The organism is Streptomyces sp. 8N706 (assembly GCF_052245415.1).
Lineage (GTDB): Bacteria > Actinomycetota > Actinomycetes > Streptomycetales > Streptomycetaceae > Streptomyces.
This window is the reverse complement of record NZ_JBQQBW010000031.1, coordinates 1-24,364: the sequence shown is the minus strand read 5'-3', so window position 1 is coordinate 24,364 and position 24,364 is coordinate 1. Positions and strand designations below refer to the sequence as shown.

At 67.0% G+C, this 24,364-nt stretch carries 20 protein-coding genes and 6 pseudogenes; 12 read left to right on the top strand and 14 right to left on the bottom strand.

The window, feature by feature from the left end; all coding sequences use genetic code 11:
- Positions 1-3: 3 nt before the first annotated feature.
- The 3 genes from ACTWQE_RS14295 to ACTWQE_RS14285 form a co-directional block, all read right to left on the bottom strand.
- Positions 4-5,736 carry an amino acid adenylation domain-containing protein gene (locus ACTWQE_RS14295; protein ID WP_443329297.1) on the bottom strand — a complete coding sequence of 1,911 codons (5,733 nt, stop codon included), beginning with the start codon at positions 5,734-5,736 and terminating at the stop codon, positions 4-6.
- 208 nt (positions 5,737-5,944) lie between these two features.
- On the bottom strand, positions 5,945-6,841 hold the full coding sequence (locus tag ACTWQE_RS14290; protein ID WP_443329296.1) for an LLM class flavin-dependent oxidoreductase: 897 nt from the start codon (positions 6,839-6,841) through the stop codon (positions 5,945-5,947).
- 14 nt (positions 6,842-6,855) lie between these two features.
- On the bottom strand, positions 6,856-7,281 hold the full coding sequence (locus tag ACTWQE_RS14285) for a RidA family protein (protein ID WP_443329295.1): 426 nt from the start codon (positions 7,279-7,281) through the stop codon (positions 6,856-6,858).
- A gap of 398 nt (positions 7,282-7,679) precedes the next feature.
- Between ACTWQE_RS14285 and ACTWQE_RS14280 the strand changes: the two genes are divergently transcribed.
- From ACTWQE_RS14280 to ACTWQE_RS14270, 3 genes are read left to right on the top strand one after another with little or no spacing between them, the layout of a single operon-like run.
- Positions 7,680-8,660 carry an L-tyrosine 3-hydroxylase gene (locus tag ACTWQE_RS14280; RefSeq protein WP_443329294.1) on the top strand — a complete coding sequence of 327 codons (981 nt, stop codon included), beginning with the start codon at positions 7,680-7,682 and terminating at the stop codon, positions 8,658-8,660.
- A 28-nt stretch (positions 8,661-8,688) separates the two neighbouring features.
- Positions 8,689-9,714 carry a class I SAM-dependent methyltransferase gene (locus tag ACTWQE_RS14275; protein ID WP_443329293.1) on the top strand — a complete coding sequence of 342 codons (1,026 nt, stop codon included), beginning with the start codon at positions 8,689-8,691 and terminating at the stop codon, positions 9,712-9,714.
- A gap of 15 nt (positions 9,715-9,729) precedes the next feature.
- The gene (locus ACTWQE_RS14270; protein ID WP_443329292.1) at positions 9,730-10,146 is read left to right on the top strand and encodes a cupin domain-containing protein; all 417 of its coding nucleotides are present in this window, start codon (positions 9,730-9,732) and stop codon (positions 10,144-10,146) included.
- Between the two features lie 70 nt (positions 10,147-10,216).
- Here ACTWQE_RS14270 and ACTWQE_RS14265 read toward each other — a convergent pair whose 3' ends face one another.
- A complete protein-coding gene (locus tag ACTWQE_RS14265) occupies positions 10,217-11,296 on the bottom strand; it encodes a branched-chain amino acid aminotransferase (RefSeq protein ID WP_443329335.1) in 1,080 nt (359 codons plus the stop codon).
- A gap of 111 nt (positions 11,297-11,407) precedes the next feature.
- On the opposite strand from ACTWQE_RS14265, the gene ACTWQE_RS14260 reads away from it, so the two are divergent.
- From ACTWQE_RS14260 to ACTWQE_RS14240, 5 genes are all read left to right on the top strand, one after another.
- Positions 11,408-11,629 carry an MbtH family protein gene (locus ACTWQE_RS14260; RefSeq protein ID WP_443329291.1) on the top strand — a complete coding sequence of 74 codons (222 nt, stop codon included), beginning with the start codon at positions 11,408-11,410 and terminating at the stop codon, positions 11,627-11,629.
- Positions 11,630-11,651: 22 nt separating this feature from the next.
- Entirely contained in the window at positions 11,652-13,430 is a 1,779-nt protein-coding gene (locus tag ACTWQE_RS14255) for a gamma-glutamyltransferase family protein (RefSeq protein WP_443329290.1), read from the top strand.
- A 23-nt stretch (positions 13,431-13,453) separates the two neighbouring features.
- Positions 13,454-13,969, top strand: coding sequence for a VOC family protein (locus ACTWQE_RS14250; RefSeq protein ID WP_443329289.1), 516 nt, complete (start codon positions 13,454-13,456; stop codon positions 13,967-13,969).
- Between the two features lie 111 nt (positions 13,970-14,080).
- Entirely contained in the window at positions 14,081-14,308 is a 228-nt protein-coding gene (locus tag ACTWQE_RS14245) for a hypothetical protein (RefSeq protein ID WP_443329288.1), read from the top strand.
- A complete protein-coding gene (locus ACTWQE_RS14240; RefSeq protein ID WP_443329287.1) occupies positions 14,305-15,198 on the top strand; it encodes an IS3 family transposase in 894 nt (297 codons plus the stop codon). The genes ACTWQE_RS14245 and ACTWQE_RS14240 overlap by 4 nt, the downstream gene beginning before the upstream one ends.
- 86 nt (positions 15,199-15,284) lie before the next feature.
- Here the strand turns inward: ACTWQE_RS14240 and ACTWQE_RS14235 are convergent, their stop codons facing one another.
- Positions 15,285-15,620: a hypothetical protein gene (locus ACTWQE_RS14235; RefSeq protein ID WP_443329286.1), complete on the bottom strand. Its 336-nt coding sequence runs from the start codon at positions 15,618-15,620 to the stop codon at positions 15,285-15,287.
- A 742-nt stretch (positions 15,621-16,362) separates the two neighbouring features.
- Here ACTWQE_RS14235 and ACTWQE_RS14230 point away from each other — a divergent pair.
- Positions 16,363-17,622, top strand: coding sequence for an MFS transporter (locus ACTWQE_RS14230; RefSeq protein WP_443329285.1), 1,260 nt, complete (start codon positions 16,363-16,365; stop codon positions 17,620-17,622).
- On the opposite strand, the pseudogene ACTWQE_RS14225 reads toward ACTWQE_RS14230, so the two are convergent.
- The 4 genes and pseudogenes from ACTWQE_RS14225 to ACTWQE_RS14210 form a co-directional block, all read right to left on the bottom strand.
- A pseudogene (locus tag ACTWQE_RS14225) lies at positions 17,591-17,776 on the bottom strand (hypothetical protein); the annotation flags it as partial. The gene ACTWQE_RS14230 and the pseudogene ACTWQE_RS14225 overlap by 32 nt on opposite strands.
- Before the next feature lie 214 nt (positions 17,777-17,990).
- A complete protein-coding gene (locus tag ACTWQE_RS14220; protein ID WP_443329284.1) occupies positions 17,991-20,180 on the bottom strand; it encodes a transposase in 2,190 nt (729 codons plus the stop codon).
- On the bottom strand, positions 20,114-20,389 hold the full coding sequence (locus tag ACTWQE_RS14215; protein ID WP_443329283.1) for a hypothetical protein: 276 nt from the start codon (positions 20,387-20,389) through the stop codon (positions 20,114-20,116). The genes ACTWQE_RS14220 and ACTWQE_RS14215 overlap by 67 nt, the downstream gene beginning before the upstream one ends.
- Positions 20,386-21,147 carry a TnsA-like heteromeric transposase endonuclease subunit gene (locus ACTWQE_RS14210; protein WP_443329282.1) on the bottom strand — a complete coding sequence of 254 codons (762 nt, stop codon included), beginning with the start codon at positions 21,145-21,147 and terminating at the stop codon, positions 20,386-20,388. The genes ACTWQE_RS14215 and ACTWQE_RS14210 overlap by 4 nt, the downstream gene beginning before the upstream one ends.
- Between ACTWQE_RS14210 and ACTWQE_RS14205 the strand changes: the two are divergent.
- A pseudogene (locus ACTWQE_RS14205) lies at positions 21,146-21,415 on the top strand (transposase); the annotation flags it as partial. The gene ACTWQE_RS14210 and the pseudogene ACTWQE_RS14205 overlap by 2 nt on opposite strands.
- Positions 21,408-21,548, top strand: coding sequence for a hypothetical protein (locus ACTWQE_RS14200; RefSeq protein ID WP_443329281.1), 141 nt, complete (start codon positions 21,408-21,410; stop codon positions 21,546-21,548). The pseudogene ACTWQE_RS14205 and the gene ACTWQE_RS14200, both read left to right, overlap by 8 nt.
- A 48-nt stretch (positions 21,549-21,596) precedes the next feature.
- On the opposite strand, the pseudogene ACTWQE_RS14195 reads toward ACTWQE_RS14200, so the two are convergent.
- The 5 genes and pseudogenes from ACTWQE_RS14195 to ACTWQE_RS14175 all read right to left on the bottom strand — a co-directional run.
- Positions 21,597-22,175 (bottom strand): annotated as a pseudogene (locus tag ACTWQE_RS14195) (GNAT family N-acetyltransferase); the annotation flags it as partial.
- Positions 22,176-22,190: 15 nt separating this feature from the next.
- Positions 22,191-22,328 carry a hypothetical protein gene (locus ACTWQE_RS14190; protein WP_443329280.1) on the bottom strand — a complete coding sequence of 46 codons (138 nt, stop codon included), beginning with the start codon at positions 22,326-22,328 and terminating at the stop codon, positions 22,191-22,193.
- A gap of 156 nt (positions 22,329-22,484) precedes the next feature.
- Positions 22,485-22,985, bottom strand: coding sequence for a DinB family protein (locus ACTWQE_RS14185; RefSeq protein ID WP_443329279.1), 501 nt, complete (start codon positions 22,983-22,985; stop codon positions 22,485-22,487).
- Positions 22,986-23,367: 382 nt separating this feature from the next.
- Positions 23,368-23,840 (bottom strand): annotated as a pseudogene (locus tag ACTWQE_RS14180) (hypothetical protein).
- A gap of 12 nt (positions 23,841-23,852) precedes the next feature.
- Positions 23,853-24,299: pseudogene (locus ACTWQE_RS14175) on the bottom strand (GNAT family N-acetyltransferase); the annotation flags it as partial.
- On the opposite strand from ACTWQE_RS14175, the pseudogene ACTWQE_RS14170 reads away from it, so the two are divergent.
- A pseudogene (locus ACTWQE_RS14170) lies at positions 24,239-24,364 on the top strand (LysR family transcriptional regulator); the annotation flags it as partial. The pseudogenes ACTWQE_RS14175 and ACTWQE_RS14170 sit on opposite strands and share 61 nt — an antisense overlap.

The following is a 24,364-nucleotide window of genomic DNA, read 5'->3' as shown; positions in this document are numbered from 1 at the left end:
CTCCTACTTCCTGTCGCGGAGTCGGGCGTCTTTCAGGAGGATCGATGCGATGGCGGCTAGGGGCTCCGGGCGCATCATGCCGAGGTGCGCGCAATCCACCGGGTGGTCCGTAACCGTGCCGGTCACAAAGGGCAGCCAGCTCTCCCACACAGGTGCATCCTCGTCGCGCCCCTGTGTCGCGGTGACGAAGGTAAGGTTGCCCTGGAACAGCTTCGGCTCGAACTTCTCCATGAGGCGGACGTTGTTGACCATGGATCGGTGGACGGCAGCGGTCTCCTCCTTGTCGAGTTCCACCGAAACCCCGGCGTATCGCCGCAGTTCACCAGTCCGGTCGTCCGGGTTCCCGGAGGAGTTCAGCGCGAATCGTCCGCTGTTCGGCGTTCCTTCCGCCGGATAGCCGTCGAGGACGCACAGCAGCCCGATGTCCTCACCCTGCCGCTGCAACTGCACCGCGGCCTCATGGGCAACAAGCCCGCCGAAAGACCAGCCGAGCAGGTAGTAAGGCCCGTGCGGCTGCACCTCGCGGATCCGACCAATGTAATGCGCCGCCATGTCCTCGATACAGGCGGGCAGTTGAGCGGCATCGAAGAGTCCGGGGTCCTGCAGCCCGTATACGGGGGTGCCCCGACCGATCAACCGCGGCAACCCGGCGTAGCACCAGCTGATGCCAGCTGCGGGGTGGATGCAGAAGAGCGGTTCGCCGGTTCCGGCAGTGCGCAGCGGAAACAGCGTTCCCAAGCCGCTCGTGGCGCTCTGCCCCTTTCCGTGCTCAGCCAGCGCGGCGGCAAGGCCCGCGACCGTGGGGGCGTCGAACAGCCGCCGGATCGGCAGCTCCACGCCGAGCGCGGACCGGATCCGGCTGATCAGCCTCGGAGCGAGGAGCGAGTGCCCGCCCAGGTCGAAGAAGCTGTGGTGGACGCCCACTTCAGAGACGTCGAGCACCTCGGCGAACATCTCGCACAGCAGGCTCTCACGCAGCGTCCGCGGAAGCTGTTGTCCCGTCTCGTCCGGACGTGGGCGTGGCAACGCGCGCACATCCACCTTGCCGTTTGCGTTGATCGGCAGCTTGTCGATCAGGACACAAGTGGTGGGGACCATGTAGTCGGGCAGAAGCCGGCTCAGGTGGCCGCGCAGTACGGCCAGGTCAATGCCGTCCTGGGTCGCGGGGACGACGTAGGCGACCAGCCGCCGTTCCCTCGGCCGGTCTTCGCGTACGACTACGGCTGCCCGGGATACTGAGGTGTGGGCGGTGAGGGCGTTCTCGATTTCGCTGGGTTCGATGCGGAATCCCCGGATTTTGACTTGGTCGTCGGTGCGTCCGAGGAATTCCAGCATGCCGTCGGCGGTCCAGCGTGCCATGTCGCCGGTGCGGTACATCCGTTCTCCGGACCCGAACGGGTTGGCGACGAAGCGTTCCGCTGTGAGGCCTGGCTTGTTGACATATCCCCGGGCCACGCCTTCGCCGGCGATGTACAACTCGCCCCGCACTCCGGGGGGTACGAGGTTGAGGCGGTCGTCGAGGAGGTAGGTCCGCACGCCTGGTATCGCCCGTCCGATGGATGGTGAGACGGGCCATGTCCGTGGATCACCGGTCAGGAACGCCGATGTCGCGTGGTGTGTCTCCGAGGGACCGTACTGGTTCTCGACCACCACCCCGTCCAAGCCCGACAGCAGCTCGACGGTCTCCGTCCCGAGACGCAGAGGCTCACCGCCGACGCTGACATGCGACAAGGCCATCTCTGTCCGCTGGTCGCTCCATGAGATCGCCAACTGGTCGAGCTGCGTGGGGGAGAGATACATACGCTCGGCATGCTTCCCTGCCAGCAATTCCAGCAACCGGTCGGTGTCGTGCCGTGCGTCCTCCTCGACCAAGACAAGCCGACCGCCATTCAGGAGAGTGACGAAGATTTCTTGAAGCGACACGTCGAAGCCCTGCGAGGCGAGCTGCAGACAGGACTGTGGTGCCACTTCCCATGTGCGCTGGCGGTGCAGATCGAAGCGCACGACGTTGTGCATGGTGCGCCAGCTCACGCCGATGCCCTTGGGCATGCCGGTTGACCCGGACGTATAGATCACGTACATCAGGGCGCGGTTGTCTCGGACGCTCTCGGGATGGGTTGCCGGGCGCTCGGCGATCGCGGCTGACTCCTGGTCGTACAGCAGGATGTGACGCCCACCGGTCAGCAGCCGGGATGCATACGCCGAGGTGGTGATGATCACTCGGGCGTTCACGTCCTCGGTCATGTGCGCCAGCCGCTTGCCCGGAAGCCCCGGATCCAGCGGCAGATACGCACCCCCCGTCTTCAGCACCCCCAGCAGGCCGACGACCGCATCGAAGCCACGGCCGAGACAGACACCAACCACATCCTCGGGCCCTACGCCCAATGACCCCAGATGATGGGCGAGCTGATTCGCCCGCGCCTCCAGCTCTCTGTAGGAGAGCCGTTTCCCGCCGCATTCCAGGGCCACCGCGTCCGGCCCCGAAGCGACCCGCGCCTCGAACTGGTCCAGCAGATGCGTTTCGAGCTGGCTCTCCACCCCATTGTCGTTCCAGTCGAGCAGGATCCGGTCGCGCTCCGGGCACTCGAGCAGCGGCAGCCGGGAAACGGTCTGCTGTGGATCCGCCGCGATTCCGGCACACAAGGTGACAAAGTGGTCGATCAAACGGTGCATGGTCGCCGATTCGAAGAGATCAGTGCTGTAGCAGACCGTGCCAACCAGGTCGTCGCCGCTCTCCTCGAGCTGTAGCTCCAGGTCGAAGAGGGCATGCCCGAAGTCCGTGTTGATGTATTCGACTTCCCAGCCCGACGGGGATGCGTAGTCGTCGTCGCCGCTGTACGCGAATACGATCTGAAAGACTGGGTTGCGACTAATGTCCCGCTCCGGCGCCAGTTCCTCCACCACCCGCTCGAAGGGGATGTCCTGGTTCCGTTGCGCGTCCAGTGTGATGCCGCGCATCCGGTCCAAGAGCTCGGAGAATTTCGGGTCTCCAGTCCACGTCGACCGCAGCGCCATGGTGTTGACGAAGAACCCGATGAGGTCCTCGGTCTCGGGTCGGACACGCCCGGATACCGGGGAACCGGTGACGATGTCGCTGACGCCGGTGTATCGCGCGAGGAGGGTGTGAAAGGCGGTGAGAAAGGTCATGAACGGCGTCGCGCTGTGCGCCTGCCCGACGCGGCGCACTGCTTCGGCGGTCTCTGCCGGGATGACGAAGTCAATGGTATGGCCCTGCCCGCTCAGCGCCTTGGGCCTGGGGTGGTCCGTCGGCAGGTCCAGCGACTCGGGGGCCCCCTTGAGCAGGTCGGTCCAGAAGTGCAGTTGGCCGGCGGCGCGGTCGCTGTCCAGCCAGGAGTGCTGCCAGACTGCGTAGTCCGCATACTGGATAGCCAGTGGAGGCAGCCGAGTGGGTTGGTCGGCGGCGTACGCGTCGTAGAGGGCTGAGAGCTCCTTCCATATGACGCGCATTGACCAGCTGTCTACGACGATGTGGTGGAGGTGGAGTGCAAAGCGGTATTGGTCGTCTGCGATCCGGAAGAGCTGTGCGCGCATGAGCGGACCGGCCGTGAGGTCGAACTCCCGTAGGCCCAACTGCTGCACTCGGCGTGTGACCTCGTCCTCGGCCTCCCTTCGTTCCAGGCCCGACATATCGTTTGTTTCCAGCACGACCGCGGCCCACGGGCTGACCACCTGATACGGGTGTCCCTCCGAGCTCGCGAACGCCGTACGCAGCACCTCGTGCCGATCGCAGACTGCGCGCAGCGCTCGTGTCAGCACGTCCGGGTCGACCTGTCCGCGGACATGCCACATGATGCTGACGTTGTAGGCCGGGGAACCGGGCACCAGCTGGTCGAAGAACCACAGTCGGCGCTGGGCGAAGGACAGCTCGGCTTTTCCCTCGTTCCACCTGGGCAGGATCATGGCCTCGTCGGGTGGCATCTGCGCAATCTTGATCTTCGCCGCAAGCCTTCTGATGGTCGGGTGCTCAAAGAGATCGCGTACGGAGACGGCGGAGTCGAGAGTGGTGCGCATGCGCGATACGACCTGCGTCGCGAGGAGGGAGTGTCCGCCGAGCTCGAAGAAGTCGTCGTCGATGCCCGCACTGTCGAGCTTGAGCATGGCCTCCCAGATCTCGGCGATCGCCTGCTCGATCCTGTTGGACGGCGGCGCATACGCGCCGGACAGCTGGCGCGATCCAGTCGGGGTGGGGAGGAGCCGCCGGTCGATCTTGCCGTTACGGGTCAGCGGCAGCGACGCCATCGTCATGAACGCGGCCGGGAGCATATAGGCGGGCAGCCGCGGGCGGAGAAAGTCACGCAAGGCGGCCGCGTCGATTTGGCCGTCCGGCACGGTGGGAACGATATACGCCGTGAGTCGCCGTTCGCTCGGCCGGTCTTCGCGTACGACTACGGCTGCCCGGGATACTGAGGTGTGGGCGGTGAGGGCGTTCTCGATTTCGCTGGGTTCGATGCGGAATCCCCGGATTTTGACTTGGTCGTCGGTGCGTCCGAGGAATTCCAGCATGCCGTCGGCGGTCCAACGTGCCATGTCGCCGGTGCGGTACATCCGTTCTCCGGACCCGAACGGGTTGGCGACGAAGCGTTCCGCTGTGAGGCCTGGCTTGTTGACATATCCCCGGGCCAGGCCTTCGCCGGCGATGTACAACTCGCCCCGCACTCCGGGGGGTACGAGGTTGAGGCGGTCGTCGAGGAGGTAGGTCCGCACGCCTGGTATCGCCCGTCCGATGGATGGTGAGTCGGGCCATGTCCGTGGATCACCGGTCAGGAACGCCGATGTCGCGTGGTGTGTCTCCGAGGGACCGTACTGGTTCTCGACCACCACCCCGTCCAAGCCCGACAGGAATGACCGTATCTGCGGAGTGAGGGCGAGGACATCCCCGGAGACGAATATGTGCGAAAGGGGGAGGTCCACTGGCCGTTCTGCCCAGGACGTCACCAACTGGCCGAGCATTGCGGGGGAGAGATACATTCGCTCGACCTGCTCACTGGCCAGCAGATCCAGCAGCCGTTCGGGGTCCTGCCACGCCGCGTCCTCCACCAGCACAAGCCGGCCGCCGCGGATCAGCGTCGCGAAGATTTCCAGAAACGACACGTCGAAGCCGACAGACGCGAACTGGAGACAGGTGACCGGGTCATCGCCCAAATAGTGGTCCCGGTGCAGATCAAAGCGGACGATGTTTCGCAGCGTTTGCCACGTCAGGGAGATCCCCTTGGGCATGCCGGTTGACCCGGACGTATAGATCACGTACATCAGGGCGCGGTTGTCTCGGACGCTCTCGGGATGGGTTGCCGGGCGCTCGGCGATCGCGGCTGACTCCTGGTCGTACAGCAGGATGTGACGCCCACCGGTCAGCAGCCGGGATGCATACGCCGAGGTGGTGATGATCACTCGGGCGTTCACGTCCTCGGTCATGTGCGCCAGCCGCTTGCCCGGAAGCCCCGGATCCAGCGGCAGATACGCACCCCCCGTCTTCAGCACCCCCAGCAGGCCGACGACCGCATCGAAGCCACGGCCGAGACAGACACCAACCACATCCTCGGGCCCTACGCCCAATGACCCCAGATGATGGGCGAGCTGATTCGCCCGCGCCTCCAGCTCTCTGTAGGAGAGCCGTTTCCCGCCGCATTCCAGGGCCACCGCGTCCGGCCCCGAAGCGACCCGCGCCTCGAACTGGTCCAGCAGGCTTCTGCCAGAATCATAGATTGATTCGTACATCCTCTACGCTCCATCAGCCGGGCACACCGGCAGGGAAATGACAAGGGCGCGCTTATATGAACCTTACGTCGGGGCCGGCCTGAATTCCACAAGCCCGGGAATCACTGGGATATTAACAGTCTGCTCGCTTCTCTTGTCCGAAAGATTGGCATGAGTATCAAGCCACCGCCTCGCTGGCGAGACGGCAGGAATTGCCCATACTCAATCCTCATAGCTCGCGGGCGGCAGGAAGGGCCTCATCGGCAATGCGATGAAGGATCTCGGGGTCGGCGGCGTATATGCCCTCCCCGCGAGGCCAGTGCACGACGAGGTGGGTGATGCCGGCGAGGGCATAGAGCTCCGCCAGGTGGAGGAAGGATTTGGGTGACTTCAGAAAGTCCCCAGCCATGTCCGTCACAACGAATATGCGGTCGAGGTCGGCGTCATCACGGCCAACCCGGGCGCAGGCCTCACGAAGCGCGGTGACCTGGGCGGTTACCGATTCCAGGCATTCCTCCGGAGTGAAGCCCCTGGCCCAGTCGGTGGGGCCGACGGTGACCCATGCCTGGCCATGGCGAGCCGCCAGGGTCAGGCCCTTCGGACCGGTGGCGGCGATGGCCAAGGGCAGCCGGGGGCGCTGGACGCAGCCGGGGATCATGCGCGCTTCGTGCGCGGAGAAGTGAGCACCGTGGTGCGTCGTCACCGGTTCCCGGAGGAGTTTGTCCGTCAGTTCCACGAATTCCTCGAAGCGGTCGGTCCGCTCGCGCCGTGAGAAAGACTGCTTGGTGGTGACGTTCGAATCGCCGGATCCGACGGAACCCGCGCCGATACCGAGTACAAATCGTCCGCCGGAGATGTCGTCGACCGCGATGGCATCCTTCGCCGCCGTCACCGGGTGCCGAAAATTGGGGGAGGTCACGAGGGTACCAAGAGTCACCCGACGTGTGGAACATGCGGCAGCGGTCAGCACGGGGAACGTGGAGAACCATGCCCCGTCCTGCAGACCGCGCCAGGACAGATGGTCGTAGGTCCATGCCGAGTCGAAGCCAAGCTCGTCGACCGTGCGCCATTGGTGCACGGCATTCGGCCATCGCTTTTCCGGCAGGATCAAAACGCCTGTACGCATCTGAACTCCAGACTTCAGTTGCCGACGACTGCGTCGGCTTCGACTTCCACCAGAAGTGAGGGATGAGCAAGCGCCGACACCTCGACGATGGTGCTGGCGGGGCGGATGTCCGCGAAGAAGTCGAGGTGGACTTGACCGATTGCCTCGAGAGCGCTGATGTCCGTGACGTAGAAGCGCGTACGCAGCACATCCCGCAGCGAGGCGCCGACGTCTTCAAGCGCTCCCTGGACACGGCGCAAGCACTCGACGGTCTGGGTGGCAATGTCCGCGCCCCCGATGGGCCCTTCGGGGGCTGCGGCTGTGCAGCCAGCGACGGCCACCAAGGGACCGACGCGAACCGCACGAGAGTATCCAAATATCTTCTCGAAGTGAGTTCCGGCGGCTACAAGCGTGCGCTCTTGCAATGTCTCTGTCTCTTTCCTTGTCACCAGGGCGGGCATCCTGAGGTGAACGGGTACGGCGAAGAACGTAGCCGACCGTTCACATGTGTGGGGCCGGTCGTCTCGCCGGCGAGACGGCCGTCGACACTCGTTGGAATTTTGTCGGCGCGTGCTGACTCCCGCGGAGCCGGGTGACGTAAATTGACGGTCGGAATCCGGCAGGTCGCACCGGCACCCCGAGGTCCGGATGTTTATTCAGAACTCCGTCAGCCATGGGGAGTTCGTGGTCACTGGCCCCGACCGAGTGTGGCCAGCTCCTCCAGGATGTTCCCTGGAGGCGCGGCAGGCAGCGGGACGGGACAAGGATCTTGCCGACCATGGGCCCGGCCCAGACCTGCAGAATCAGTTCTGAATAGTCTCCCCCTAGTCCGACGTCACCTACACACCGGAAAGCATTGATGAACCTGTCTGACAACAAAGCTTTGTCATCCGCGCTTCCGACGTCAGGGAGCTGGGAGTTCGGCGGCCATATTTACGGACTGGAACCATTGGCACTTCCCACCACATGGCTTCCCCGAAATTGCAGGCGAGATATCCACCGTGCCGTATCGCCCGAGCAGTTGATGCCGGACGATTGGCTGGCTACCCCACACGAGGGTGCCGTCTCCGACCTCGTGCCCGTCGACGACAGCGAGGTGGACCGACTGTTCTGGTTCCGCTGGATTACCGGACACCAGGCGACTTTCATTCTGTGGCAGCTCCTGGCCGCCACGGTGGACGAGGCGAGGTGTCCGGACGCGGACCCGGACGAACTCGCCCGCAGCGCACGGCGTCTGGTCCGCGGCTACTCGCTGATGCTGCTCTACACCAGTTCCCCTCCCCGGGAGATGTACGAGCGCATCATCAGGGACCCCATGGCGCGCCAGCACCCGAATCTTAGCGGGTCCTGGGCCCGTGACTACGCCGATGTGCGTCCTCTCATCAGAGGAAAGGCCTCCCTGGGCGGCGAGGCGGAGGCCACGGCCCTCGCGCTCGAATGCGAACTGAACGAACGCGTTCACGAAGGAATCGCGGCCCGAGTCGTCCCCTCGGGCGTATCACTTCTGCTGACTCCGGGCATACGCCACGAAGGCGTCCGCCGTCTGCATCGAGAGACACTGTTGTGGCTCTACGACGGCATATTCCTCACGACCAGGATACCTGTCACCTACGACGTCGTGATGCGGCAATTCATCCGTAGAATTCACGCGATCCACCTCGACGTATCCGCAAACGGCCTGTATCCCACGTGCGCACCCCAAACCGAGGCTGAGCCGGCCGAGCTGCTGAGCAGCGATGTCCTGGCCCTCAAGAACTCGTTCGCCCAGACGCTGCGCGATCTGGCAGAACTCACCGTCATGCCGGGGGCCGAGCCCGAGTACGAGTTCTCCACCCCCTGAGCTCCGACATTCGAACGGATAGGTTTCCATGACCACGTCGCAAGTCGCATCTGACGCAACGTTGTCTCTCGAGGCACGGTATTGCGCGGACACGTTCAACGGTGCCATCGCTTCGGCCGCAATCAGCGCGGCCTGGGAGATCGGCCTGCTCGATGCATTGGCGTCGACCGGGCGGGTGGAGATATCCACATTTGCCAAGAGCCGGGAAGCGGCCCCCGCTGTGGTGCGTGCCATCCTGGTCGCCCTCTCCAGCAGGCGGATCGTCACCCTCGACGCAGCCAGGTTGGAAGCGACCACCGATATCGGCTTCGAGAGTGCTTTCAGCACCAAGGGGTTCTTCTACTGGTTGACCCGTGGCTGCGGTGAGTTGTTCACCACGCTGCCGACCATGGTCAGGAACGACGACCGTCTGGGTGAGTATGTGCGGCGGGATGCCCGGTCGATCAGCGTGGCCTGCCGGAACATCGCCCGCACTTTCTTCGATCCGCCGTTCCGGGAACTGATCGACCACATCGACTTCGGAACCGTCGCGGATCTGGGATGCGGAAGCGCGGACCGCATTGTGATGCTGGCCGAGCGCCGGCCCGGTTTGCGCGCCATCGGCATCGATGTGGCCGAGGGCGCGATCTCGGTGGCCAAGGAAGCGGTCGGCGAAGCCGGTCTCGAGGACCGCATCACCTTGGTGCAGGACGACGTGCTGAACCTGACGCCGCGTGCCGAATACGAGGACGTCGACATGGTGACGTGCTTTCTCATGGGGCACGACTTCTGGCCGCGCGAGAGCTGTGTGAAGACCCTGCGTCGACTGCGCGAGACCTTCCCTAACCTGAGGAACCTGGTCCTCGGTGACACCTGCCGCTCGACTGGTGTCGACGGACCCGAGCACCCCATGTTCACTCTCGGCTTCGAAACGGTGCACACCGTAATGGACCATTATCTGCCCACGCTGGACGAGTGGGAGTCAGTTCTCGACGAGAGCGGGTGGCACATCGCAGACCGACAGCTGATTGACCTTCCGGCGTTCAGTTTTATCTACCGACTCACCCCGGCGTGAGTCCGGAGGGACGACATGACTACAGATCAGAGCGCCGCGGCGTCCACCAGTACCCCTCTTGTGGAGCAGGGGCTTCCCGTCTTCCAGCAGATCCCCGGCCACTTCGGGGAGACGCCGTTCTTCCTGACCAAGTCGATGCTGGGCGGTCAGGACATCGAGATCGCCGGCGGCGAGATCAGTGACAAGGTCGGCAAGCCGGTGGCGGCTCCGCACACCCACGAGGTCCCGGAGATCTACCTGCTGCTGTCGCCCGAACCCGGTGGGGCCGTGATCGAGGTCGTCGCCGACGGGGAGCACTATGAGCTCACCTCACCCGCGACGATGCTCATCCCCACAGGAACGGTGCATCACTTCGTCACGAAGAAGGCCGAGCCGGGAAGTTACTGTCTGGGCATTCTTTTCACCGGTGACAAGTCGGTCGCAGTGGAGTGAGTCGTACCCGTGCGGGCGGGGCTTCCGCGCGATCTCGTGCGGAAGCCCCGGCAGTGACCTGCGTGACCGGTCAGGGGAGCCGCCGGGTCCAGCTGAACGCGTCGGCGAGGAGCCCGTACTGGATATCTGTCAGGGTGGAGTGCAATCGCTCTGTGACGGGGCCGGCCATACCGTCCGCGACACGGAACTCTCCCTGGGCGGAGCGAACCGTGCCGATCGCAGTGATCACCGCCGCAGTGCCGCAGGCGAAGACCTCACGCAGTCGGCCGGAGGCGGCGTCGGCACGCCACTCCTCCACCGAGTACGGTCGCTCGACCACCCGGTGGCTGTCGGCCGCTGCCAGGGTCATGACCGAATCCCGCGTGACGCCGGGGAGAATGGTGCCGGTGAGCGGAGGTGTGACGAGCGTTCCGTCATCGAACACGAAGAAGATATTCATGCCGCCCAATTCCTCCACGTACCGGTGCTGGGCGGCGTCGAGAAAGACGACCTGGTCGCATCCGGCTGCCGCCGCGCGGGTCTGGGCCGGCATCGAAGCGGCGTAGTTCCCACCGCACTTGGCCGTGCCGGTGCCACCGGGCGCCGCACGTGTGTAATCGTCGGAGATCAGCACCGTGAGGGCGGCGGCGCCACCGGCGAACGCGGCCCCGACCGGGCAGGCGATCACACCGAAGAGATACTCCATTGCGGGGCGCACACCGATGAACTCCTCGCTGGCTATGAGGAACGGCCGCAGATAGAGACTGGTTCCCGGCGCACTCGGAAGCCACTTCCTGTCTGCTCCGGCCAGCTCGCCCAGGGCAGTGAGGAAGATTTCCTCAGGCACCTCGGGCATGGCCAGACGCCGGGCCGAAGCACGGAACCGGCGGGCATTGGCCTCGGGCCTGAAGAGCTGCATACCGCCGTCGGGCACCCGATACACCTTGAGACCCTCGAAAATTTCCTGCCCGTAATGCAGTACAGACGCCGCGGGCGACATCGGGATCGGGCCGAATGGATCGATGCGCGCGCTGTGCCAGCCTTTCCGCTCAGTGAACCTGACCGTTGCCATGTGCTCGGTGAAGACCGTCCCGAATACGGGCGCGGCGACCCGTGAAGCGCGTTCCGCGTCGGACATCCGAGATTCCAAGAGGTTCCGCTCGAAATGGATCGGCGTGGCACTGGTCACGTAATTCACCCCAAATATCGGCTCGTTGGCGACAGTGGCCAGGTTACCGTCGTGTCCCGCCGGCGAGACGGGAAGCGAGCATGGAGGACAGCGATGAGCAACCCCTTTGAAGATGCAGAAGGCGTGTACGTGGTGCTGACGAACGACGAGGGTCAGCACTCCTTGTGGCCTGCCTTTGCCGAGGTTCCGCCAGGTTGGAAGATCGCCCATCACAAGGACAGCCGACAGGCCTGCCTCGACTACATTGAAGAGAATTGGACAGATATGCGCCCCAAGAGTCTCGTGGCGGCGGCCCATACCAGGAAGGTGCATTGAATTGAACCCAGGAAGGCCGGAGATGGTCGGTACTTTTGGCGCCGTCTCCTCGACTCACTGGCTGCCTTCGGCGGCTGCCATGTCGGTGTTGGAAAAGGGTGGAAACGCCTTCGACGCCGCAGCGGCTGCCGGTTTTGTTCTGCAGGTCGTGGAACCGCATTTCAACGGGCTGGGGGGCGACGTGCCGATCGTCTCCTACTCGGCGGCGACGGACAGCGTGCAGGTGGTGTGCGGCCAGGGGCCAACACCCCAGGCCGCCACCATAAACCACATCGAGTCGCTCGGGCTGCGGCAGATACCGGGATCGGGCCTGCTGCCGGCCGTGGTCCCGGGGGCGTTCGGTGCCTGGATGCGGATGCTGTCAGAGCACGGCACCCTGCCGCTGTCCGACATCCTCGACTACGCGATCGGCTACGCGGAGGACGGGTTCCCCCTACTGGCCGGCACCGCTGATGCCATTGAGGTGCTGGCGCCGCTGTTCACGACGGAGTGGATGGAGTCCGGACGCGTCTATCTCCCGAATGGCCGGCCGCCGGCCGCAGGTTCACGCTTCCGCAATCCGGCTCTGGCCGACACGTACAAGCGGCTCCTGCGTGAGGCCGCCGCCGCGTCCGGTGGGCGCGAAGCCCAACTTGCTGCCGCCGAGAAGGCGTTCTACCAGGGGTTCGTCGCCGAGGCCATCGACTCCTTCGTCTCCGCGACGGAAGTCCTGGATTCCACCGGACGCCGTCACAAGGGGTTGCTGAATGGTCAGGACATGGCGGACTGGCGGGCGGGCGTGGAGAGCTCCGTACAGCTCCAGTACGGGGACTACACCGTGCACAAGCCGGGGCCGTGGTCACAGAGCCCTGTCTTCCTTCAGCAGCTCGCGCTCCTGGACGGCTTCGACCTTCGCGGTATGAGGCTGGGCAGCGCGGACTACATCCACACCGTGGCCGAGTGCGCCAAGCTCGCCTTCGCCGACCGGGAGGCGTGGTACGGCGATCCTGACCACAGCGATATCCCGCTGGACGTCCTGCTTGGCCTCGAGTACTCGGCGGAGCGCCGGAGCCTGGTGGACGCGAAGGCCTCCGACACGCTGCGGCCGGGCTCCCCGAGCGGGCGCCGACCCCATCTGCCGAAGCAGGATCCCGAGGAGCTTCCGCCGACGGCCAGCCACTGGCTGGCCCAGATCCACAACGGCCTGCCCACAGTTGTGAAGGCCACTGCGGCTCGCAACGACACGTGCACCATCGTCGTCGCCGACCGGTTCGGCAACATGGTGGTGGCGGTACCTAGCGGCGGCTGGCTCAAGAGCTCCCCGGTCGTCCCCGGCCTGGGTCTCTCGCTGGGGACACGGGCGCAAACCATGACCCTCGCGGAGGGGCACCCCAACTCCTTCGGCCCGGGCCGCCGCCCGCGTACGACGCTCAGCCCGAGCCTGGCCCTGAAGGACGGCAAGCCGTCCCTGGCCTTCGGTACGCCCGGTGGCGACCGTCAGGACCAGTGGACCCTCGAGTTTTTCCTCGCCGTCGCTGACTTCGGCCTGGACCTGCAGTCCGCAACCGAGTCGCTCGCTTTCCACACGGACCACTTCGCCGCCTCGTTCACCCCACACGAGTCGCGCCCGAAGGCACTGGTTGTGGAGCGTAACTGCGACCCGGACGTCATCGAAGAGCTGCGTGGCCGGGGGCACGACGTGGAACTGGCCGCGGAGTTCTCCCTGGGCAAGGTCTGCGCCGTCGGTTTGGACCACGAGAGGGGCCTGCTCCGGGCCGCGGCGAGTCCCCGCGGCCGTCAGCCTTATGCCATGTGCCGCTGATCCGATCACAGAAGGGATTCACCATGACCGACGCACCCGTGGGCCTGCTTCCGACGCAACTGACGGGAGTTCAGGCCAACGCTGCGGGACTTGCGTTCCACCACGTCGCCGTGCAGACCGGCGATCTCGAAGCCAGCATCGCCTGGTACCAGGCGTTCTTCGGGGCCGAGGTCGCTTGGACTCTGAACACTTTCTCGGATCTCAGCATGGAGCGGCTGCCAGGGCTCTCCGGTCTGGCGGAACTCACCGCGGGCGGGTTGCGTTTTCACATCTTCACCCGCGGGGCCGAGCACGGGTATCCGCCGCCGACGGACAACAACCAGTTCCAGCACGTCTGCATCGAGGTGCGTACGTCCGAGGAGCTGCGTTCCTGGCATGCCAGATGGCATTCCGTCCGCGAGTCGGCGGCGTACACCTTCGTGCGGGACGAACCGGCCACCGACATCGTCGTCGACAGTGATGGCGTGGAGAGCTTTTACGCCTTCGACGTCAACGGTGTTGAATTCGAATTCACCTACCTGCCAGGCGAGCAGGCCTGACGATCCTCACATCCGTGCGATTCGCTGTGCGGGGCCCGATGCTGGCCGTGGGCGACGTACAAGAGCATCGCCGCTGACCTGGGCATCAACCGGGCCACCCTGCGTGAGTGGGTGCTGCAGGACCGCGAACGCCGCGGCGCGGCCGCCGCTGCCCCGTCTGCGGGCGGGGCGCCGGCGGCCAGGGCCGGGCAGACGGCATCCTCCGCCGATCCCGACGAGCGGATCCGGCAGCTGGAGGCCCGGGTGGCCGAGCTCGAGGCGAGTGAGCGGAAGCTGGCGACCGAGCGGGACTTACTCCGCAAGGCGGCCAAGTATTTCGCCGGGGAGACCAACTGGTGAGTCACTTCCAGTTCGTCGCCGACCACCGGGACGCCTACGGCGTGAAGCGGCTTTGCGAGGTCTTGGACCTGAACCGGTCCAGTTACTACAAGTGGCTCTCCGGCAGGAACGCGAGGGCGTCACGGCAGAGCGAGGACCGGCTTCTGGCCGAGCGGATCCGAGAGGTCCACGGCGAGGCCGGCGGCGCCTACGGCTCCCCACGGGTGACCGCCGAGCTCCGCGCGAAGGGCCTGCGGATCAACGAAAAGCGGGTCGCCCGCGGCATGCGGACGTTCTCCATCACCGGCATCCGCCTGCGCAGACGCGTCCGCACCACCGTCCCGGACCCGACAGCCTCACAGATTTCGGACCTGTTCCAGCGGGACTTCACCGCCATCGAGGCGGGTCGGAAATACATGGGCGACATCACGTATCTCCCGCTCACAGGCGGGGAGTTCCTCTATCTCGCGACCGTGCTGGACTGCTTCAGCCGCAAGGTCGTCGGCTGGTCCATCGCCGACCACATGCGCACCAGCCTGGTCGCCGACGCACTGCAGATGGCGGCCTCGACCCGCGGCGGCCTGGACGGCGCTGTGTTCCACTCCGACCACGGAGCCCAATACGGCTCCCGGTCCTTCGCCGACCTCTGCGACCAGTTCGGCGTGACCCGGTCGATGGGTGCGGTCGGCACCAGCGCGGACAACGCAGCCTGCGAGAGTTTCCACGCGTCCCTGAAACGCGAGACCCTTCAGGGCGCCCGCGACTACGGCGACGCCGGCACCTGCAGAAAGGCGGTATCTGCCTGGCTGGCCCGCTACAACACCCGCCGCCGGCACTCCGCCAACGGCCACCTCAGCCCCAACGAATACGAACACCGACACCAAGCGGCTAAGCTCACGCTCGCCGCGTGATCAAGGAAGCGTGTCCACCATCACGGGGGAAGGCCCCCGGGGATTGGTTTGCGCTGGGACCACGTGAGGCACTGTGGCGTGATGAATTACTGCGTTTCGTCGCTCTTCAGCGTCGTGGGATCTTCCTCTGCGAGCTCGATGGCGAGCGGTTGTATTGCCGATCGGATGCCCTGGCCGTAGTTGTCGTCCTTGAGCATGTCGAGGTGCTGCTGGGCCTGGGCTAGGTGGGCGCGGGCCTGCGCGGTGTCTCCGAGCCTGTGGTAATCCGCCGCGAGATTGAGGATGCAGAGACGGATAGAACCCGCGATTGCCAAGGACGAGTGGTGCTGCTTGGCTCGGTCGTCGGTCACCGACCCTGCGGCTTCCAGGGCACGCAGATCCCATGCCAGTTCGTCCTGCGGATTCTGCTGGAGATCGGCCATGTAGTGGGCGAGGACGCAGCGGTGGAAGGGATCGCTGTCCGAGGCGATCTCCTCCCGAACGACTCAACGGGAGGCCCCCGCCTGGGCTGCGATCTCCTCCGCCGGGCCGCGACGAAGTCCCGGACCGTCGGGTAGGGGATCGCTTCGCCGAAATCCTCCTCGATCCGCGTGACGATCCGCCGCACGGTGTGCCGCTGCTTGCGCGGAGCATCCAGACCAGCCCGCAGCCAGGCGTCGACCGTCTTCTTGTACGGCTCCATCCGAGGTGACGTCCGCACCGGCCGACGGCGCGGGGTGGGCACCGGCGAGGACAGCGCCTCGCGGACCAGCCGGCGGTGAACGCCGTACTTCCGCGACAGAGCCCGGATCGACAACTGCCGCTGGCAGCTGTCCCGCCGGATCCGGTCGAACAGCTCCTGCTTGGACAAAGACATCCACAGCACCGCCCCTGCCGGAGACCACAGGAACCGTCTCACCGCAAGAGCTGAGGTGGGGCCACTTCGCCCCGTCACTACCCCTCAATGCGCCCGCGCGACCCGTCAACCGGGTCCGCTGGAAGCCAATATGCCGGGGCCACTGAACAACGTCACGGCTACCCGATGCAGTCGGGGCCTCACGGTTGCTCCCCCTTCTCTCCGGCTCGCGACGGAACCCGATCTATGCCGAGAGCGAAAACCGCCCGAGCCCACGGCCTTTCGTAGGAACAGTGGGCCGGACAGTCATCGATGACCGGAGAAACTGAATGGCCTTCACCCTGAACGGCATGATGCGGTCCTCCCCCTACTGGCCGGTGGTCAGTCATAGAACCATGCGGCGCCTCCTGCCCGGATTCGCACTGTCCTCGCTGGGCGATGGAATGGCCGTGGTCGCGGTGAGCTGGTTCGCGATCGAGCTGGCGCCGACCGCCGACCGCGGGATATGGGTGGCGGTGGCGGCGGCGGCCTACACACTGCCTGGAGCAGTGGGAGCGCTCGTACTCGGTCGTCTTCTGGGCCATCGCGCTCCCACTCGGCTCGCGGGCTGGGACGCGGCGCTGCGCGCCTGCGCGCTGGGGACCATTCCGATCGCCTATGCGCTAGGCCTGCTCGGCATCGGACTCTACATCGCCCTGCTGGCGGTTTCCTCCGTACTGCATTCCTGGGGGCAGGCCGGGGTCTACACGCTGCTCGCCCGGGTGCTACCGGAAGGCGACCATCTGGCGGGCAATGCCGTGCTCTCGACCATTGGCTCGTTCTGCACCGTGGTCGGGCCGATCCTCGCTGCCCCGCTCATCGCATGGGGCGGTGCGGCGACCGTCGTAGCCGCCGACGCGGCGACCTTCGCGGTGCTCGCCGCCACCTTTCTTTTCGCGATCCGTGCGAAAACGGTGCCAGAGCTCGCGCAGGCGCAGGACTCCAGCACCGCATCGCGCTCCACCGGTTTCACGGTGATCCGGCGCAACCCCACGCTTCTCGGCCTACTGGTCCTGAGCTTCGGTTTCTTCTTCCTCTTCGGACCGGTGTATGTGGCGTTGCCCCTACATGTGTCGGAGGAGCTGGGGGGGTCGGCCGGTCTGCTCGCTGCCTTCTACACCGCCTTTGGCATCGGTGCGGTGCTCGGAGGGATGCTGACCGGATATCTCAGCCGCTGGCGGCTTTGGCCGACCACGATCGGCATCGTCATCGCCTTCGGCGCCGTCATGTTGCCGATCGGCCTGGAGGTCCCCAAGCCCGTCGCGCTGGCCTCATTCGCGGCCGCCGGGCTGCTCTGGCCGCCGTATTCGTCACTGTCCACCGCGTTGTTCCAGCGCTCGACGCTCAGCGCGCTGCTTCCACAAGTCCTCGCGGCAAGTTCCGCGGTCCGAGTGCTGTCCGTGCCGCTCGGCACCGCCTTGGGCGGCCCGCTGGTCGCGGGCTTCGGAGCGAGTGACGCGCTGCGGTCCGCTGCGGTCGGCATCCTGGTACTCGGCCTGGCGGCGGCCGTTGTCGCGGCGCTGCGGGGCTCGGCGTCGCGACGGTCCTGAAGGCCCTTGTGTGCTGTGCGGCGATTCGCTGACAGACCAGTCTGATGGGCCCACGTTCTTCCAGGCCGATCCGGGAGGCGGCTGCGTCCCCGTACCCGGCATCCGGGACGGCGAACGGGACGTCGATGCCCCAGGACCGAGTCTCGTCCACCATGTCCAGGGCCAGCTGCCACTTCTCCACATGGCCGACGCCCGGAGGGATAAGCACCGCTCGCGGCGGGCCACCTTGGCCGGATTGGTCTCCGGCTGCACCGGATCCCAAGACTTGGTGACGCTCGGAGGGGGGCTTGTTGGTGTGCGCGGTGGTGGCTGGCCTGGTGTGTTGCTGGTTCGCTGAGAGGCTGGGCGGAGTGGCTTCGAGAGGGGGATCAAGGGTGTGAGCTGGGGTTGTGGGGGGTGTGTTGAGGGGGTGGGGCTTGTTGTGGGTAGCGGTAGGGCGAAAAGGTCCGGTGTGTGTTTGCGCTGGTCAGGGCTGTTTGTGCGGGGCGGGGTGTGGGTGGTAGGCGAGGCGTTCTTCTGTGCTGCGGGGCGGGTCGTCGGGCTGGGGCGGGGTGACGGGGTCGGTGGTGGCGAAGCGGTGCCAGCCCTGCCAGGTGGTCAGGGGCCAGGACGGCTCGGCCGCGCCGCCGACGGTGGCTGCTGCGCTGCTCGCGCTCTGCGGGCGTGGGCTCACCACTTGTCGGCTTCCTCATATGCGTCGTAGAGCCCGAATCCGGTGGCCGCGGCGGGGCTGGTGCCGTCGTCGGGGAGGTCGTCGAGGTCGTCGATGCTGTCGTCCTCGTCCCACTGCGCTGGGTCGTCGGCGCTCTGGCCGGTGTCGTGTTCTGGGCGGCGGGCTGCGGGGAGGGGGACTGCTGCGGTGCGGGCCACCAGTGCCTGCTCGGCCTTGGTGGCGTGGCCGCTGTGGACGCGGCGCATGAGCTGGTCGAGGGCGTCGGCGAGGTCGGCTTCGTACTGCTCGGCGTCGCCGCTGTGGCCGTGCAGGGCGAGGGCCTGATGTGCTGCCAGGTGCGGTCGTTGAACGGCTGGTGGACGTGGTCGCGGTGGATCCACGGGATCTCGGGCAGTTCGCCGTCGGGCAGACGCACCCAGATCTGGCGGACGTCGTGGGGGTTGTAGTGGATCTTCCACTTCCCGCCGCGTGGGGGGAGGGCTGGCCGCGGTAGGGGGCGAGCAGGTCGTGGTCGTAGGTGCGGTGGTGGATGCGGATGCCGGAGGCGGTGATGGCCTGCCAGCGCACGGGCAGCAGCTCCAGGTAGTCGCTTCGGGTGAGGGGGACGGGGACGTATCCGGCGACGGCAACCAGCGCGGCCCACATCTGGTTCGGCGTGAGCGCTTTGCGGGGCATCATCGGATGGCGCAGGCCTTCGTGGGGGCGGTGGTGGTAGTGCACGAGCCATTCGTCCAGGAGGTCCTGCAGCTAGGTGACGCTGTAGCAGGCCTCTTGTTTCGGCGTCGGGGCCGCGGCGGGTGACGTCGGATCCGGTGTAGCCGGGCAGGTGCTGGCAGAACAACGCGTTGATGGTGCCGAAGGCACGCTCCACGATGCCCTTGGCGGTGGGAGCAAAGGGCGGGGCGGGCTGGACGCTGATGCCGAGGGTCTCGCAGGCGGCGGTGAACGCCCGGGAGACGAAGACCTTGCCCCGGTCGACGACGATCGTCTCGGGCAGGACGACCGGCCGGGCCGCCGCACCGGCCAGGCGCTCGTCAAGTGTGGTCAGCCGCTGATGGGGGAGCGCGGGGGCGTGGTCCATGCGCCAGATGTCGGGCCAGGTGGGGCGGGCGGGGTGCGGGACAGCCATCTCCGCCAGGAGCAGGGCCGCGTCGACGGCTTTGGTGGCGTGCGGGCACAGGACGGCGGCGAGGATGGCGCGGGTGGCGACGTCGACGGCGATGGTGAGTTCGGGGCGGGCGAGGGCGCCGTCGTCGAAGAGCGCGAGGACATCCAGGCGGGTCGTGTCGACCTGGACCTGCTCGCCGGGCCGCAACGCCGTGGTGGGGGTGAAGGCCCGCCCGTCGAAGCTCGCGGGCGTCTGCCGGACGGGGCCACTGGGCAGTTCGCCGGGGCGGGCCAGCGTGGTGACGAGCCGGTACAGCGTGGCCTGGGACGGCGCGGGCACGGCCCCGGGGCCGTGCCGGTCCTGAAGGATCTGGTTGATCAACGGGAACAGGCCGTTGATGGTGCCCTTGGAGCGGCCGCGCCGGCGGCGCAGCGCCTCGCGGACGGCGGCGACGACCCGTTCGTCGGCCCGCCCGGTGGGGGTGGAGGCGCGGGTGGTGCGGTGGTCGAGAAGCCCCCACAGGCCCTGTTTGCGGTAGGCCAGGCGCATGCGCTGCACCGTGGTGCGCGAGACGCGGCCGAAGCCGAGCGCGGTCAGCTCCTGGGCCTTGGCCTGCTCCCGCTCAGCCAGAGTGAAGCGCTCGGCGTCGTACTGCGGCCGTACAACTCCTTCGCTGCCGGGCCCGCCGGGCAGTCCGCATGCGACTTCCCTTACGTGCCGCTGCCAGGCCAGTGCCTTCTCGCGCGCCGCGGCGGGGGCGGTCTCGAACAGCCCCACTGCGGGGCTGCCTGGGGCACGTCGGCCCCGATGACGGTGAAGCCGGGGTCGGCGAAGAGGTGCCCGGCGAGCACGGCCTCACCGCCGCCGTCCGGGCCGACGAGGTGGATGTCCTGCCCGGACAGGGCGACCACGTGCCACTTCACGCCGCGGAAGCGGACGTGCGCCCCGACCTTCACGGCCGGCCGGGCATTGCGCCGCGCGGTCACCCGGCACCTCCCGTCTTGCCGGAGCCGCTCCAGCTCCGCGGGCCGACGAGGACGCGTTCGTGCAGCGGCGTATCCAGGTCTGTCGTCACCTGTCTGTGCCACAGGGCGTGGAAGACGGCCGGGAGGACCTCGATTGGGTCGCCTACTGCTTCGGCGCCCTCGCTCAGCGGTCGCGGCCGCGCGAATGCCTCGAGGATTGCGTGCGTCAGGCCGGGGCGGTCGGCGTTGCGGGGGTGGCGGTAGCCGGGCAGCCATTTCAGGTGGGCGGCCAGGACGTCGTCGAGCGGGGGGAGGCGCCGGTAGGTCCAGCCGATGTGCGTGCACGCCGCGGCTACTGCCTGGGCGGCGTTGAGGGCGCGTTCGCCGCCGGCGTCGGGGTGGCTGGGGCAGTCGGCCAGCAGGGCGTTGCCGTCGGTGTAGCGGGTGAAGAGCTGCGGCACCCAGGAGCGGACCTGTCCGCGGTGGTTGCGCCACAGCAGCCGTACGGGCCGTCCGGCCAGCCCGGTCACGTCCGGGTCGCGGTCCGGGGCCATCAGCTGGATGCGCATCGCGTTGGAGCCGGCAGATATGTGTCGTCCGGTCGTGGCCGACCACCACAGGCCCGGCCCCCACCGCCGCCCCGGCACTGCCGGGAACGCGGAGACGGGCGGCAGGTCCTCGAAGGCCACCGCCAGGGGCGCGTCCGCCCACCGCTGCTGGACCGTCTGCCCGACGGGATCGAGGAAGACGCCTGGCCGTTGAGCAGGGGCAAAGCTCATGTCCATCGTGATCACGGCCGGGCAGCGCGGCGACTCCCCACAGTTCGAGCCCGTCCTGAAGAAGGTCCGCGTGGCCCGCCGGGGTTCCGGACGGCTGCGGACCCGGCCCGACCGGGTCCGCGCCGACAAGGCGTACGCCTCCCGCAAGAACCGCGCCTACCTGCGCCGCCGCGGCATCCGCTGCACCATCCCGGACAAGGCCGACCAGACCCGCAACCGCAGGAAACGCGGCTCTCGCGGCGGCCGACCGCCCAGGTTCGATGCCCTACAAGGCCCGGCACGCGGTCGAATGCGGCATCAATCGCCTCAAGCGCCACCGAGCCGTCGCAACTCGCTACGACAAGCTCGCGGTCCGCTACGAGGCGACCGTCCTCCTCGCGGCCATCAACGAGTGGCTGTGACCAGCGCCGTTGTAAGCCTGGGCAGAGGGCTTGTGAAGTTCGGGCGGTTCAGGGGTTGATGGCGTGTTCGGTGAACTGGCCGCAGGAGCGGAAACCCAGGCGGCGGTAGACGGGCTCGCCGTCGGCGGACGCCTGCAAGACCGCGATGCGGTGGTCATGCTCGCGGGCGGTGCGGAGTGCGGCGAGCGTGATGGTGCCGCCGTAGCCGCGTCGGCGGTGGGCGGCCAGGGTGCAGATGTTGTAGATCCCGGCAACCCCCGCGTGAGGAAACACTTCGGCCGAACAGACCGGACGGCCCTCCACGTAGCCGACCAGGTAACGGGCCGGGCAGTGCGCGGCCAGCGCCTGCGGGACGGCCTGGGCGAAGAAGCGGCGGACGGTGTCAGCGGGCGGGGCCCAGTTCGCGGCGAGAACCGCGGCGTAATCGGCGAGCTGTTCGGGCGTGGCCACCGTCTGGATGTCCAGTCCTTGGGCGGCGGGCAGTGGCAGGGTGTCGTCCAGCTCGGCCCACATGGCCGTCTCACGTTCGGACGCCGGCAGACCGGCCGCCGCCAGGCGGGCGGTGAGGTCCGGTGGTGTCGAGGCAGGCCCCGCCCACCAGGAGAAACGGCGGCCGGTGCGAGCCAGGTAGACGCCGTTGCGCTACTTGGTGACCAGGGACGCGGGGATCCCCGGTGCACCATTGCCGAGCCGGCCGACCAGGTCCGCAACCGCAAGCGCCGTGGCCGCTCCGGTGGCCGGCCGCCGGTCTTCGACCGGCAGGACTACAAGGCCCGCCACGCGGTCGAGTGCAGCATCAACCGGTTGAAGCGGAACCGGGCGGTGGCCACCTGGTTCGACAAGCTCGCGGTCCGGTTCGAGGCCACCGTCCTGATAGCTGCGATCAACGAATGGCTGTGACCTTGCCGTGTGGTCCGGCCTGCCTGTCGCGTCGGCTCATCGGCCGACGGATCCGTCGATCTGCTCACGGAGAATGTCAGCATGGCCAGCGTGCCGGGCGGTCTCCTCAATCATGTGCACCAAGACCCATCGCATTGATGGCGGAGGTGTCTCGCGGAGCGAACGAGCGCCTGGTCGATCCAAGTCCTTGCAGGTGTCGATGATCTCGTTGCTCCGTCCGATCGCCTGGTAGTAGGCAGCGAGCAAGCTCTCGGCCGTCTCGTCGTCAGCAGGTTGAGACTCGTCGTCCCAGCGCGCGAGGTCAGCGCCAGCGTAGGACCAAGCAAACCAGTTGAGCTCAACCGCGGTCAGATGCTTGATCAGGCTAAGGATGCTGGTCCCTGACGGCACCCCGGCGGTGCGGACTGCCTTGTCGGATACCCCCGACGCCTTGGCCGCGACTGCATCCCTCAGGTAGTTGAGGAAGGACAGGAGCGTCGTCTTCTCATCGGCGTTGAGGCTCGGCGGCCGCAAATCGCCACGCAGCTCGGTATTCATCACACCGCGACACTACTCATCGACCACGCCCGAACGAAGAGATATCCGACCAGCCGCACGGCGTCGACATCCAAGACACGGCCTACCGAAGGGGGCTACCTGCTCGGCAGGAACCCGGACACCACCATGCAGACCGCCCAGTCCCTGTGGGAGGACCAGGACGCAGCGCTCCAAGCCCTTCAGACGGGCGCGACCGGCCGCGCCTCTACGCTGCCCCTATGCCTTCGTACGCGACAGACCCGCGGTGCATGGCGATGGCCGAGGCCGTGATTCCGCTGCTGCGCCGCAGGTGCCCGGAAGGCGCCGGTGGATACGGCGGCTCGTACCAGGTGAACCGATTCGCAACTGCTGAACCGCGAGATCTCACACAGGTCGCTTGGCTTCAATGGGAGCTGAGGGCTCTGCGGGCTGCGGTCATGAATGCGGTCTTGTGCTCCTCAAGGTGCTCGTTGACCTCGGTGTCGCCGATCTCCCGCCATACCGCCTGGTTGAGCGCGCGGCCATACGCATGAACAGGGCCGTGCAGAACGGTGTCGCAGAGCAGCACAAGATGCCGTTCAGCGACCCAGAGCCGGGTCATTGTGGCCGCAGCCGACCCGCTCCAGCCAGCGCGTCATCGCCCCACGACTCAGGACGGCTGTAGGCCGCCCGTTCGGCGTCCTGGGCACACGCGATGAAATCCTTGATCGCCTGCAACTGTTCGGCTCGGCGCACCTCAGAGGTGGCCACTGCCTGCCGTCGTTCCTCCGCCCGTTCAGCGGACCGCTGGGTGGCGCGCTGGGAGAGGGCCGTCAGACCGCCGCCGAGCGCGACACCCGCGAGGGAAAAGACCGATGCCCACACTTCCAACGCCACGGCGCTGCCCCCTCACGACACGTTCTTGCGCATCAGCGTGCACCTGGTGTCGTACCGGCGGAGCGAGCCGTCCGGCGCCTCCACATCCCAGGCATCCGACCGACGGCCATAGGCCACGTACCCGAGGCGCTCATACAGGGCTCGGGCCCGCGGGTTGTTCTCCTCCACTGCAAGCTCGGCCCGACCAAGGCCGCGTGACCTGATGCGGTCCTCCGCGGCCCGGATGAGCACGGTGCCCAGACCACACGACTGCAGGGCCGGAAGCACCCCGAGTTGCCACAGCGTTCCCGCATCGACCACGACCCGGTAGTCGACGCCGCCGATCGCCACCGGAAGACCGGCCGGGGTGCAGACTGCCAGGTACTCCGCATCCCCGGCCGCCGCGCGCTCCAGCCCCCTCGATCGTCGGCGTGGACCAGGTGCCTGAGCTGGACTACTACCGGGCCAAGGCGCTCCAGGAGGACATCCTCGCGGCCGGACCGATCCCCTACTCGATCGTCCGCGCGACGCAGTTCATGGAATTC